This window comes from Streptosporangium sp. OZ121, from assembly GCF_051918885.1.
Lineage (GTDB): Bacteria > Actinomycetota > Actinomycetes > Streptosporangiales > Streptosporangiaceae > Streptosporangium.
The window spans coordinates 39,668-53,090 of record NZ_JBPXMC010000044.1 but is presented as its reverse complement, the minus strand read 5'-3'; the positions used below and the strand labels follow the sequence as shown (position 1 = coordinate 53,090).

The window sequence follows — 13,423 nt, the reverse complement described above, 5'->3', positions numbered from 1 at the left end:
TTGGGGCCGAGGGTCACCTTGACGGCGTCCGCGAGCTGGTTCATGCCGCGCTCGAGACCGCGCCGGGCGTCCTCGTTGAACGCGATCATTTTCGATGTCATTCCTGCTCCTGCTCTTGACGGGGCTCTCCGGGACGGCGCCCGCGACGGACGGTCCACCGGCGGGCGGCCAACCCGCCGACGGACCTCGCCGTCCCGGCACACGCCGTGTGGTTGGCACTCTCCAGGCGTGAGTGCCAGGCGCTCCACCGCACTCTATCCACAACTTGCGCGACACGCACATAGTGCGCGACGCGCAATTTCGATAGGGTTGCCCCATGAACGACGACGCGATGGGCCTCCGGGCACGCAACAGCCAGGCCACCCGGGAGGCGATCGGCCATGCCGCGCTGCGCCTGGCCATCGAGCGAGGCCCCAACGGGCTGGCCCTTGTCCGCGTCCATGACATCGCCACGGCCGCGGGAGTCTCACCCCGCACCTACAACAACTACTTCTCCAGCAGGGCCGAGGCGATCTGCGCCTTCCAGGCCGACCAGTCCAGGCGCGTGGGGCAGGCGCTGCGCTCGCGGCCCGCCGGCGAGCCGCTCGACCAGGCCGTCACCGCGGCCGTGATCGAGCTCTACAGCGACCCCGAGCCCGACAAGGCCGGCCTGCGCATGATCATGTCGACGCCCGAGCTGGAGGGCGAGGCGCTGAAGGCGTTCACCATGGCGGAGGGCCCGCTCGCCGAGGCGATCGCGACGCGCACCGGCACCGACCCGGGACGCGACCTGTTCCCCGCCGTCACGGCCGCCGCGGTCGCCGGTGCCATCCGCGTGGCGGGTCGGCACTGGCTCGAGCCCGGCAACACCGAGTCCTTCGCCACCACCCTGCGCCGCGCCCTGTCCTGCGTCCTGCCCGTCGCGCCGCCCGATGCCCCGTCCCGGCGTCCGGGCGGCACCGGGTGAACGGCCTCGTACCTGAACCGGGGTTCACCTCGGGCCAGGGTCGGCCCATGCCGGAACCCGCGACGATCGCCGAGGAGCCGACCATCGGCGAGCTGTCCGAGCGCGGCGGCGTGCCCGCATCGGCGCTGCGCTCCTACGAGCGGCGCGGGCTCATCGCCAGCCGCCGGACCACCGGTAACCAGCGCCGATATCACCGCAGCACGCTGCGCCGGGTGGCGTTCATCCGCGCCTCGCAGAGCGTCGGCATGCCGCTGTCGGTGATCGGGGGAGTGCTGGGCTTCCTCCCCGAGGGTGTCCCGCCCACCCGGGAGTTCTGGCTCAAGGCGTCGGCGTGCTGGAGCGAGGAGATCAACGCTCGCATCGAGAAGATGGAGCGGATGCGCGACCGGTTCACCGAGTGCATCGGCTGCGGCTGCCTGTCCTTCGAGCAGTGCGCGCTGATCAACCCCGGGGACACGCTCGCCGAACACGGCCCGGGTCCCCGCCGCCTGCTGGGTCCCTGACACCGGCCCGACGGCGACGGGCGGAAAGCCGGCGGCCGGCACCGGGGACATCGGGCGCCGGGCAGGCTCGTCGGCAGTGAACGGAGCGCGATCGGCCGCACAAATATTTAAGGCTTGACTTATATAAGTACTAGATGAAATTCTCGATGCCGTGCAGGCATTCGAGGCGCTCGGTGACCCGGTGCGACGCCGGATATTGGAGCTGCTCGCCGGCGGTGAACGGAGTGCGGGCGCGGTCGGCGGGGTCATCCGGACGGAGTTCGGGATCTCGCAGCCGGCGGTGTCGCGGCACCTGCGGGTGCTGAGGGACTCCGGCTTCGTGACCGTCCGCGCGGACGGCACCCGGCGGCTGTACGCCGTCGCATCGGCACCCCTGCAGGAGGTCGACAGCTGGCTGGAGCGCTTTCGCCGGTTCTGGAACCGGCACCTGGACACGCTGGGCGCCGAGCTGGCGCCGCGGCGGACGCGGGCCCCGGAAACGGCGCGAGGACGGCGCCGGGCCGCCGCCCGCGGACGGACACCCCTCAACGAGGAACGAGGAAGACACGTGATCGACATCGTCAACCAGATCAACGCCACCCACCGGGAGATCGGCGACCTCCCGGTCGCCACCGGCCGAGGGCGGTCGCTGCTCCTGCGCCGCACCTACGACGCCTCGATCGAGGATGTGTGGAGCGCCTGCACCGACCCCGACCGGATCGGCCGATGGCTGGCCCCGATCGACGGCGACCTGCGGCCCGGTGGTACGTACCAGCTCAAGAACAACGCCGGCGGGACGATCCTGCGCTGCGAGGAACCCCATCTGATCAAGGTGACCTGGGTCCTCGGGGAGGGCATGAACACCGAGGTCGAGGTCCGCCTCGCGCGCGGCGAGGACGGCGGCACCGTCCTGGAGCTGGAGCACGCCTCTCCCGCCGAGATCGTCGACGAGCTGGTGCGCACCTACGGTCCCGGCGGCACGATCGGGATCGGCGGCGGCTGGGACCTCGCGCTGCTCGGTCTCGACCTGTTCCTGCGCGGCACCCCGTTCGACCCCGAGAGCTGGGAGGACGCGCCCGAGGTGAAGGAGTTCGCCACCCGCAGCTGCCACGCCTGGGGGCCCGCGATCCAGGCCGCCTGGGGAACCGGCGACGACGACCTCGCCGCGGCCATCGCGTTCGGGGTGCGGCACTTCGCCCCCGAGACCCCGGGGGACGACAACGGCTGATCGCCGCTGGACGCGGGCCGCACCGGCCTCGACCCGATCGGGCGAGGACGCAGGAACGGGCGAGGCCGGGCCCGCGGCGGTCAGGGTCAGGCCCGCTCGTCCACGGAGATCGTGCCGGTGGCGCCGCCGGCCACGACGACTCTCTTGTGCTTCAGCCCGCGCATGAGGGACCCGTTCTCCGCGGTGGGGGGCAGGGGGTGACGGGGGCCCGCCAGAGGCCGGCCAGCGCGTCGATGAGCCCGACGGCGACGGCCTCCCAGCTCGCGTGGGCCGTTGACCCGCCCTCGTGCAGGGCGCGCTCGCGCTCGGCCAGCGCGTGCGCGAGGAGCAGGCGGGTCATGTCGCCGCGCTCGCGGTGCACCCCTTCCGGCAGGTCGGGCAGCAGCCGCAGCATGCCGTCCAGGGTGCGCCGCATCGACGGGGTCACCACGGACTCCTCGGTGACGATCTGGCGCAGGGCGGGCACGGCGGTGACCTGGGCCAGGCAGCGGGCCCGCCAGCTCGGCACGCCCAGCGCGTCGAGATGGTCGGTGGCGGGGCGTACCAGGCAGGAGATCCACGCGCGCAGGTCGGCGGAGTCGCCGATCGTCTCCAGCATGCGCAGCCGCCGCTCCTCGGTCTCGGTGGTGTAGCGGCGGATGATCGCTCGTACCAGGTCGGCCCTGGTGCCGAAGTGGTAGCCGACGGCGAAGTTGTTCGCCTGCCCGGCGGCCTGGCCGATCTGCCGGTTGGAGACCTCGCCGACCCCGTGCTCGGCGAACAGCCGCTCGGCGACGTCCAGGATGGTTCCGCGCGTCTCCCGCGCCCGCTCCGTCCTGCCGGGCACGGTCTTGCCGTGCTTCGTCATGCCGGACGCGGTCCTGGTGGGGACGGTCTTCCCGCGCTCCCTCTTGTCGTGCTCCGTCTTCCCGTGATCCGTCCGGCCGGGCACGGTCACCATCGGACCGGGACCTTCTCCAGCCCGCCGACCACGAGACCCTCGCGGCGCCTGAGCTCGGTGGCCGGGACGGCCAGCTCCAGCGTGGGCAGCCGCTCCAGCAGCACGCCGAGCACGGTCTGCAGCTCGGTGCGGGCCAGCGCCTGCCCCAGGCAGGAGTGCGGGCCGGCACCGAAGGTCACGTGCGGGTTGGGCGAGCGGTCCAGCCGCATCTCGTCGGCGCCCTCGAACTGCCTCTCGTCCCGGTTGGCCGAGGCCATGCTGCACACGACCGTCGTGCCCGCGGGCAGCTCCTCCTCCGCCACCGTGACCCCCTCGCTGAGGTAACGCGGCATGCCGAAGCCGGGATTGGCGTCAAAACGCAGCACCTCCTCCACCGCCGAGCGGATCAGCGTGCGGTCGGCCAGCAGTGCCTCCCAGCGAGAACGGTCGGCCAGCAGCATCGACACCATCTTGCCGATCATGTTGGCGGTGGTCTCGTGCCCGGCCACCAGCAGGCCCTTGGCCGTCATCACCAGCAGCCGCTCGGTCAGCCGCCCGTCCAGCCCCTCCACCGTCGAGGCCAGCTCGCTCAGCAGGTCGTCGCCCGGTTCGGCCCGCTTGGTGTCGACGTGTGCCATCAGGTAGGCGTCGAACTCGCCCTGGGCGGCGTCGATCTCCTCCTGACCGAACCTGGTCATGCTGAGCATGGTGTCCGACCAGTACGCGAACCTGTCCCGGTCGGAGTCGGGCACCCCGAGCAGGTCGCAGATCGCCCACACCGGCAACGGGAAGGCGACCGCGCTCACCAGGTCGGCGGGCTCGCCCTGGGCGACCATCCGCTCGACCAGCCGCTCGGCCATCGCCTGGATCCTGGGCCGCATCGCGACGACCCGCTTGGCGGTGAACGCCTTGCCCACCAACTGCCGCCACGCCCGGTGGGTGTCGCCTGTCATGGCGCCGCCGCTGTCACCGCTGCGGCCGAACACGCCGCCCGACTCGTTGGCCGTCACCCGCGCCGCCCCCTCGGCGTCGAGCCGGCGGGTGAAACGCGGGTCCGACAGGACCTCCTTGACGTCCTGGTAACGCGTCAGCAGCAGCGCGGTGTCCCCGCTGGCCAGCCGGATCGGCGCGACCGGGCGGCCCTCCCGCAGCTCGGCCCACTCCCGCGGAGGCTCCAGCGCGCTGGGGTTGCGGAAGGGGTATTCGGGCGCCTCGGCGCTGGGCTCGCTCAAGATCACTCTCCCTCGGGGGATCGCGTTGGCGCCATTTAAGTCGCCTGACTTATTCAGGTCAAGTGACTCGAATTCGCTCCTCGCCGGAACCTCCCGAGCGCGGCGACTCCGGCCGATCATCGGCCATGACCGGACGGTACCTCGCGGTGCGATAATCGTGAGCCGTGACTGACAACCGCGTCTCTCCTCCCTTCGTCGGCGACGAGCGCGCCATGCTGAACAACTGGCTCGACTGGCACCGCGAGACCCTGGCCGTCAAGTGCGCGGGGCTCTCGGAGGAGCAACTCCGAGAGCGCTCGGTGCCGCCGTCGACCCTGTCGCTCCTCGGTCTGGTCCGCCACATGGCGCACGTGGAGCGCGCCTGGTTCCGCCGCGTGCTGAACGACGAGGACGTTCCCCTGCTTTACAAGACCGACGACCCCGACGCGGAGTTCAACGACGTGGACACCGCCTCCGCCCAGGAGGCCTTCGCCACCTGGCGGGCCGAGATCGAGCTCGCCCGCAAGCTCTCGGCCGAGGTGCCGCTGGACGCCGTCGCGAAGCGGCAGCGCCACGGGCAGGACTGCTCCCACCGCTGGATCCTGGTCCACATGATCGAGGAGTACGCCCGGCACAACGGCCACGCCGACCTGCTGCGCGAGCGGATCGACGGTTTCACCGGCGAATAGGCGTCCCTGCCGGCGAGGTCGGCAGGGGTGCCGTCACCCAGGTGCTCCGTGACCACCACCACCGGCGTGGTGACCGTGACCTACGAGCCGGCCGGGTTTCCTCGCGTCGCCCCTCGGGCGATCGCGGCCGAGGGAGAACCGTCGTTTTCGAAGATCGGGAGGCGCGACGCGGCGGCCACGTCACCCATCGCCCCCACGGGGCACGCCACGCGGACGGCACGGGCGCGAGCTGCCATCTTTGTCGCCGCCCGGCAAACGGACTACCCTCGCCCGTGACCGGTCCGAACGGACCTTCGAGTCCACGAGCCGCCGCGCGACCAAGATCACACCAGCCACATGTCACACCCGCCACACGTCACCGTCCCGATAGGCGCGTTTGTGCGAGCCGCACAACTCCGGCCGCGAAACACGCTTAGTCCCCGCCATTCCGGTATCCGGAGGCAGTCGAGAGGATGTACCCCGGTTACGGCGGGGACGACCGCCGTGTTCACCGTCTTCGAAAGGCCCGCTCAGTGTTCAGTCGTGTCGCCATCGTCAACCGCGGTGAAGCCGCCATGCGGCTCATCCACGCCGTTCAGGACCTAGCCGCGGAGACGGGCACACGGATCGAGACCGTCGCCCTGTACACGGACTCCGACCGGACGGCCACGTTCGTCCGGGAGGCGGACATCGCCTACGACCTGGGACTCGCCGCGGACCGGCCCTACCTGGACCACGCGGTCCTGAAGAAGGCCCTGATCGAGACCGGTGCGGACGCGGCCTGGGTCGGCTGGGGCTTCGTGGCGGAGGACCCGGCGTTCGCCGACCTGTGCGCCGAGATCGGCGTGACGTTCGTCGGCCCGAGCGCCGAGGCGATGCGCAGGCTGGGCGACAAGATCGGCTCGAAGCTGATCGCCGAAGAGGTCGGGGTGCCCGTCGCGCCGTGGAGCCGAGGTCCGGTGGAGACGCTGGAGGAGGCGAAGGCGGCGGCGGAGCGGATCGGCTACCCGCTGATGCTGAAGGCGACCGCGGGCGGCGGCGGCCGCGGTATCCGGATGGTCGCCGACGCCGACGAGCTGTCCCAGGCCTACGAGCTGACGCGCCAGGAGGCCGCGCGGGCGTTCGGCAGCGGCGTCGTGTTCCTGGAGCGGCTGGTGACGGGCGCCCGGCACGTCGAGGTGCAGGTCATCGCCGACGGGCAGGGCACCGCGTGGGCGCTGGGCGTGCGCGACTGCTCCGTGCAGCGGCGCAACCAGAAGATCATCGAGGAGTCCGCCTCCCCGGTCCTCGGCGCCGAGCAGGTCGCCGAGCTGAAGGCGGCGGCCGAGCGGCTCGTGCTCGCGGTGGACTACAAGGGCGCGGGCACCATCGAGTTCCTCTACCACCCCGGTGAGCGGCTGTTCGCGTTCCTCGAGGTCAACACGCGCCTGCAGGTCGAGCACCCGATCACCGAGATCACCACCGGCGTCGACCTGGTGAAGGCCCAGCTGCACGTCGCGGCGGGCGGCAGGCTCGAGGGGGACGCGCCGCAGGAGTGGGGCCACGCCGTCGAGGCGCGCCTCAACGCCGAGGACCCCGACCGCGACTTCGCGCCCTCACCCGGCCGGATCGCGCGGCTGGCACTGCCCAGCGGCCCCGGCGTCCGGGTGGACACCGGGTTCAGCGAGGGCGACACGATCCCCGCCGACTTCGACTCGATGATCGCCAAGATCATCGCGCATGGCCGTGACCGTACGGAGGCGCTGGCTCGCCTGCGCCGCGCGATGTCACAGACGACCGTCATCATCGAGGGCGGCGTGACGAACAAGGGCTTCATCCGCACGCTGCTCGACGAGCCCGCGGTGATCGACGGGTCCGCCGACACCGGCTGGATCGACCGCGTGCGCGCCCAGGGCGCCCTCGTCGCGCACCGGCACTCCGCGATCGCGCTGATCGCCGCCGCCGTCGAGGCCTACGAGGACGAGGAGGCCGTGACGCGGCAGCGCTTCCTGGCCGCCGCGCACGGCGGCCGCCCGCAGTCGCAGCACGAGAGCGGACGCGCGCTGGAGCTCAAGCTCCGCGACGTCGGCTACCGCGTCCAGGTCGCCCGCACCGGCGGCCACCGGTTCCGCATCGGCATCTCGGCGGGCGGCCCCCAGCACGCGGCCGACGTCGACATCGAGCGCTTCGACGAGCACAGCGGCCAGATCACCGTGAACGGCGTCCGCTTCAAGGTCGTCACGAGCACTCACGGCCCGATCCACCTGGTCGAGGTCGACGGCGTCACGCACCGGATCAGCCGCGACGAGGGCGGCATCGTGCGCTCGCCGGTGCCCGCGCTCGTGGTGGCCACGCCGCTGCAGGCGGGCGACGAGGTCGAGGCCGGCGCGCCGCTGCTCGTGGTCGAGAGCATGAAGATGGAGACCGTGCTGCGCGCGCCGTTCCGCGGCCGCGTGCGGGAGCTCGCGGTGTCGGTCGGCAGCCAGGTGGAGGCGGGCGCCCGCCTGCTGCGCCTGGAGCCGCTGGGTGACGGCGACGAGGCGGCCGGTCCCGCGGCCGAGGTGCGGGAGGTCGAGCTGGATCTGCCGGCCGAGCCGGCGGACGTGCCCGCGGCCGAGCGGGCCGCGCGCGGGCTGCAGGACCTGCGCAGCCTCCTGCTGGGCTTCGACATCGACTCGCGGGACGAGAAGCGCCTGCTCACCGGCTATCTGGCCGCGCGCGCAGAGCTCGCCGAGAAGGGCGAGCACGAGCCGGCCGGCGAGGTCGAGCTGCTGCGCCTGTTCGCCGACCTGAGCGAGCTGAGCCGCAACCGGCCCGCCGGAGAGGAGTCGAAGCCCGACTCCTCGGTGCACAGCCCCCGCGAGTACTTCCACACCTACCTGCAGTACCTGGACCCGGACCGGGCCGGGCTGTCGGAGAGCTTCCGGCAGCGGCTCACGCACGTGCTGTCCCGCTACGGCGTCGAGGGCCTGGAGCGCACGCCGGAGCTGGAGGACGCGGTCTTCCGGATCTTCCTGGCCCAGCGGCGCGCGTCCACCGACGTCGCCGTGGTGACGACCCTGCTGCGCCAGTGGGTCAAGGAGTCCCCGCCCGCCGAGGCGGACCGCGTCACCGTCGGCCTGGCGCTGGAGCACCTGGTCGCCGCCACCCAGGTCCGGTTCCCCGCCGTCGCGGACCTGGCGCGCGGCGTGGTGTTCGCCTGGTTCGCCCAGCCGCTGCTGCGCCGCACCCGCGCCAAGGTCTACACAGGCGTACGAAAGCACCTGCGCCACCTCGACCGGTACCCGGACGCGCCCGACCGCGCCGAGCGGATCTCCGCCATGGTCGCCAGCGCCGAGCCGCTCGTCCGGCTGGTCGGCCAGCGGATCGGCCGCGAGGGCGCGGACCCCGTGCCGCTGCTCGAGGTGCTGAGCCGCCGCTACTACGGCAACCGCGCGCTCAGCGACATCCGGGTGAGCAAGGTGGCGGGCTGCACGTTCGTCGTCGCCGACCACCGCACCGCGACCGGCAACGGCCGCGTCGTGGCCACCGCGGTCGACTTCCTGGCGCTGGCCGAGGCGGTCAAGGCGGTCGACGAGTTCGCCGGTGACGGCGAGCTGGTGGCGGACATCTACCTGACCTGGTCGGACGGCCCGAGCGACCCCGACGAGATGGCCGCGCGCCTGCGCGAGGTCATGGTCGCGCAGCAGCCGTCGAACCGGGTCGGCCGCATCGTCGCGACCGTCGCGGGCAACAGCGGCGCCGTGATGCACCACCACTTCACCTTCCGGCCGTCCGCGGACGGCTTCGCGGAGGAACGGCTGCTGCGCGGCCTGCACCCGCGCATCGCCGAGCGCATGCAGCTGGAACGGTTGCGCGACTTCGACCTCACCCGGCTGCCCGCCCCCGACGAGGAGGTGTACCTCTTCCGGGCCACCGCGCGGCAGAACCCGTCCGACGAGCGCCTCGTCGCGCTGGGACAGGTCCGCGACCTGACCCCGCTGCGCGACGACGAGGGCAGGCTCGTCGCGCTGCCCGCGGCCGAGAACATCCTGGCCACGTGCCTCGACGCGATCCGCCGGGCCAAGAAGCCCGGGGCGAAGACGTCCGCCACCAACCGGATCGTCATCTACGTGTGGCCGCCGAACGACCTCTCGCCGGAGGACCTGAACACCGTGGCGAAGCGCGTGCTGCCGACGACGGCGGGCGCGGGCCTGGAGGAGGTGCTCTTCCTCGGCAGGCGCCGCGACGGCGCCACCGGCGAGCTCGTCGACATCGCCGTGCGGATCGGCTACGACGTGGGCTCCGGCGTGCAGCTGTCCGTCGTGCCGCCGCCGACCGAGCCCATCGAGCCGCTGGACGACTACCGCCAGGAGGTGCTGCGCGCGCACAGCCGGGGCACGCACCACCCGTACGAGCTGACCGCCATGCTCGCCGGGCCGTTCGGCTCGTTCACCGAGTACGACCTGGACGAGCGGTCGGAGCTGGTGCCGGTGAACCGGCCCAAGGGGCGCAACACCGCCGCGCTCGTCGCGGGCGTCGTCAGCACGCCCACGTCGCGCCACCCGGAGGGCATGACCCGCGTCGTGCTGCTGGGCGACCCGACGAAGGCGCTCGGCGCGCTGTCCGAGCCCGAGTGCGCGCGGGTGATCGCCGCGCTCGACCTGGCCGAGCGGATGCGGGTGCCGCTGGAGTGGTTCGCGCTCTCCGCGGGCGCCCGGATCTCGATGTCGTCCGGCACCGAGAACATGGACTGGGTGGCGGCCGCGCTGAAGCGGATCGTGAACTTCACCCAGGACGGCGGCGAGATCAACATCGTGGTCGCGGGCATCAACGTCGGCGCCCAGCCGTACTGGAACGCCGAGGCCACGATGCTCATGCACACCAAGGGCATCCTGGTGATGACGCCCGACTCCGCGATGGTGCTCACGGGCAAGCAGTCGCTCGACTTCTCCGGCGGCGTGTCGGCCGAGGACAACCACGGCATCGGCGGATACGACCGGATCATGGGCCCGAACGGCCAGGCACAGTACTGGGCGCCGGACATCCGCGGCGCGCGGGAGATCCTGATGGCGCACTACGACCACAGCTACGTCGCGCCGGGGGAGAGCCGGCCGCGCAGGACGGTCACCGGCGACCCGGTGGACCGTGACGTGTCGACGTTCCCGCACAGCGTGCCGGACAGCGACTTCACGACGGTGGGCCAGATCTTCTCCGTCGAGTCCAACCCGGACCGCAAGAAGCCGTTCGACATCCGCACCGTCATGCGCGCGCTCTCCGACCAGGACCACCCGGTGCTGGAGCGGTGGGCGGGCATGGCCGACGCGGACACCGCCGCGGTCTGGGACGTCCACCTCGGCGGCCGGCCGGTGTCCCTGCTGGGCATCGAGTCCAGGTCCGTGCCGCGCCGCGGGTTCCCGCCCACCGACGGCCCGGACACCTACACCGCGGGCACCCTGTTCCCGAGGTCGTCCAAGAAGGCCGCCCGGGCCATCAACGCCGCCAGCGGGAACCGTCCGCTGGTCGTGCTGGCCAACCTGTCGGGGTTCGACGGGTCGCCCGAGTCGATGCGCAAGCTGCAGCTGGAGTACGGCGCGGAGATCGGCCGCGCGGTGGTGAACTTCAAGGGCCCCATCGTGTTCTGCGTGATCTCGCGGTACCACGGCGGCGCGTTCGTGGTGTTCTCCAAGGCGCTCAACCCGAACATGACCGTGCTCGCGGTCGAGGGATCGTTCGCCTCGGTGCTCGGCGGTGCCCCGGCCGCCGCGGTGGTCTTCGCGCGCGACGTCGACAAGCGGACCGGCAACGACCCCCGCGTGCTCGCGCTCGCCGCCCGCGTCGCAGAGGCACCGGCCGCCACGCGGGCCGCGCTCGCCACCGAGCTGGCCGAGCTGCGCTCGTCCGTGCGGGCCGAGAAGCTCACCGAGGTGGCCACCGAGTTCGACCGCGTGCACAGCATCCAGCGGGCGGTCGACGTCGGTTCGGTGGACATGATCATCAGCTGCGCCGAGCTGCGGCCGAAGATCATCGAGGCGGTCGAGAGGGGCCTCGCCCGGCAGGTCTGACCCGGTCCCGGAACCGGAGGCCCGCGCCTTCGCCGCGGCCGTCCTCCGGCCGGCGGAGGCCGAGCCCTCCGGTTCCGGCCGGCGGAGGCCGTGCCTTCCGGCCGCCGGCTCGAACGGGGAGTCGTGGGGCGGCACGCGTCGTGCCGCCCCACGACCGGGGTCGCCCGCGAGAAGACGGTTCGCGAGCGACGATTCCGCCTCGTGGCGGGAGTCCCACCTTCTGACCCCCTCACCGACCGCTGCGAGGACTCCCATGGCCCACGACGGAACGCCGCCCGACACGACCGATCCGGAACCGAAGGCGAATCTCCGCCGCGCGTCCGACATCTGGCCGCTGATCCACGCCGAACGAGCGGCCCTCGCGGCGGACCTGGCGAACCTGACCGGCGAGCAGTGGACGACGCCGTCGCTGTGCACCGGGTTGACCGTGCGTGAGGTGCTGGCGCACCTCACCTCGGCGGCGAGCCTCACCCCGGTGCGGTGGCTGGCGGGCGTGATCCGCTGCCGGTTCGACTTCGACAGGCAGGTCGCCATGCGGCTCGCCGAGCAGCTGGGGGCGACCGCGGCCGAGACGCATGACAGGTTCCGCCGCGTCGTCACGAGCACCACCAAACCACCCCTGCCGACCGTGGCGATGCTGGGCGAGACGATCGTCCACGCGGAGGACATACGGCGCCCGCTGGGCATCCGCCGCGATTACCCGATCACCGCCCTCACCCGGCTGGCCGACTACTACCGGGGTTCCGACCTCGTGGTCCTCGCCAAAGGACGGATCGGCGGCCTGCGACTCGCCGCCGACGACGGCCCCTTCAGGACCGGCTCCGGCGCGCTCGTGTCCGGCACCACCCTCGCGCTCACGATGGCCATGACCGGGCGCGCGGCGTACTGCGACGACCTCGAAGGCGACGGCGTCGCGATCCTGCGCGAACGCACGGCAGGACCGGCGGGGCGCCCGGGCGGGTGAGACCGGCGAGGCGCCCCGTGCGGGTCAGCCGACGCTGGTGATGACGGCGAAGCGCGCGCCGTGGGGGTCGGAGAGCACGGCGAAACGGCCGACGCCCTCGATGTCCGCGGCGGGCGCGACGAGGTCGCCGCCGAGCTCCCGCGCCCGGACGACGGACGCGTCGCAGTCGGCCACCTCGAAGTACGCCAGCCAGTGCGGCCTGTCGCCCTCCTGGAGCGACATGACGCCTCCCAGGTCCTGGCTGTCATCCCCGGAGGTCGACAGCAGGAGGTACGGCATGTCGCCGAACGTGATGTCCTGGACCTTCCAGTCGAAGACGGCCTGGTAGAAGGGGCGGACGGCCTCCGTGCCGGGGACGTACAGCTCGAGCCACGCCAGGGAGCCGTTCTCGGTGACGAGGTCGAGGCCCTGGATCGTGCCCGGCTGCCAGACGGCGAACTCGGCGCCGCCGGGATCGGTGAACCCGGCCATCCGGCCCTTGGTGAAGACGTCGTCCGGCGCGACGCGCACGGTCCCGCCCGCCTGCTCGACCGCCTTCGCCGTGGCGTCGGCGTCGGAGGTGTGGAAGTAGGGCGTCCACGCCGACAGCGCGCCCTCCTGGGCGAGCGGCCCGACGCCGGCGACGGTCTTGCCGTCGAGCTGGAAGAAGCCGTAGCCGCCCGCCTGGGGACCGGCCTCCTGGAAGTGCCAGCCGAACAAGGAGGAGTAGAAGGCGGCGGCGGCCTCGGTGTCGGGCGTGCCCAGGTCGATCCAGTTGGGGGCGCCGGGGACATATCGGGTGGTGAGCATGGCCTCTTCCTTCGACGTGTTCACGTGGCGGTGACCCGGCTCCGGGCTTCCGCGCGCGGGGGCGAAACCATCGGGCCGGTCGCCCTCAGCCTGCCAGACTCCACCGACATTTCCCTCTCCTCCGTACCCGATGCGCGGGCGACCCGGGAACCACCGGCCCCGTCACCGCGAACACCGGCGAGCGGACCTGCCG

General features: G+C 72.4%; 9 protein-coding genes. 6 read left to right on the top strand and 3 right to left on the bottom strand.

Going from position 1 to position 13,423, the window contains the following annotated elements:
- Positions 1-316 precede the first annotated feature (316 nt).
- The 3 genes from ACTOQ1_RS40440 to ACTOQ1_RS40430 all read left to right on the top strand — a co-directional run bounded on the left by ACTOQ1_RS40440 (position 317) and on the right by ACTOQ1_RS40430 (position 2,656).
- Positions 317-946 carry a TetR/AcrR family transcriptional regulator gene (locus ACTOQ1_RS40440; protein WP_440073618.1) on the top strand — a complete coding sequence of 210 codons (630 nt, stop codon included), beginning with the start codon at positions 317-319 and terminating at the stop codon, positions 944-946.
- A gap of 47 nt (positions 947-993) precedes the next feature.
- Positions 994-1,449, top strand: coding sequence for a redox-sensitive transcriptional activator SoxR (gene soxR, locus ACTOQ1_RS40435; protein ID WP_440073617.1), 456 nt, complete (start codon positions 994-996; stop codon positions 1,447-1,449).
- 151 nt (positions 1,450-1,600) lie between these two features.
- Positions 1,601-2,656, top strand: a complete 1,056-nt coding sequence (locus ACTOQ1_RS40430; RefSeq protein WP_440073616.1) for an ArsR/SmtB family transcription factor — start codon at positions 1,601-1,603, stop codon at positions 2,654-2,656.
- A gap of 151 nt (positions 2,657-2,807) precedes the next feature.
- On the opposite strand, the gene ACTOQ1_RS40425 is transcribed toward ACTOQ1_RS40430, so the two are convergent.
- Entirely contained in the window at positions 2,808-3,596 is a 789-nt protein-coding gene (locus ACTOQ1_RS40425; protein WP_440073615.1) for a TetR/AcrR family transcriptional regulator, read from the bottom strand.
- Entirely contained in the window at positions 3,590-4,813 is a 1,224-nt protein-coding gene (locus tag ACTOQ1_RS40420; RefSeq protein ID WP_440073614.1) for a cytochrome P450, read from the bottom strand. Before ACTOQ1_RS40420 ends, ACTOQ1_RS40425 begins: the two co-directional genes overlap by 7 nt.
- A 158-nt stretch (positions 4,814-4,971) precedes the next feature.
- On the opposite strand from ACTOQ1_RS40420, the gene ACTOQ1_RS40415 reads away from it, so the two are divergent.
- The 3 genes from ACTOQ1_RS40415 to ACTOQ1_RS40405 all read left to right on the top strand — a co-directional run bounded on the left by ACTOQ1_RS40415 (position 4,972) and on the right by ACTOQ1_RS40405 (position 12,441).
- On the top strand, positions 4,972-5,475 hold the full coding sequence (locus ACTOQ1_RS40415) for a DinB family protein (RefSeq protein ID WP_440073613.1): 504 nt from the start codon (positions 4,972-4,974) through the stop codon (positions 5,473-5,475).
- A 512-nt stretch (positions 5,476-5,987) separates the two neighbouring features.
- Positions 5,988-11,477 carry an ATP-binding protein gene (locus ACTOQ1_RS40410; RefSeq protein WP_440073611.1) on the top strand — a complete coding sequence of 1,830 codons (5,490 nt, stop codon included), beginning with the start codon at positions 5,988-5,990 and terminating at the stop codon, positions 11,475-11,477.
- A 253-nt stretch (positions 11,478-11,730) separates the two neighbouring features.
- Positions 11,731-12,441 (top strand): maleylpyruvate isomerase family mycothiol-dependent enzyme, encoded by a 711-nt coding sequence (locus ACTOQ1_RS40405; protein WP_440073610.1) that lies wholly within the window; start codon positions 11,731-11,733, stop codon positions 12,439-12,441.
- Positions 12,442-12,465: 24 nt separating this feature from the next.
- Here the strand turns inward: ACTOQ1_RS40405 and ACTOQ1_RS40400 are convergent, their stop codons facing one another.
- Complete coding sequence (locus tag ACTOQ1_RS40400; RefSeq protein WP_440073608.1) at positions 12,466-13,230, bottom strand: VOC family protein; 765 nt, start codon at positions 13,228-13,230, stop codon at positions 12,466-12,468.
- Positions 13,231-13,423: the final 193 nt, after the last annotated feature.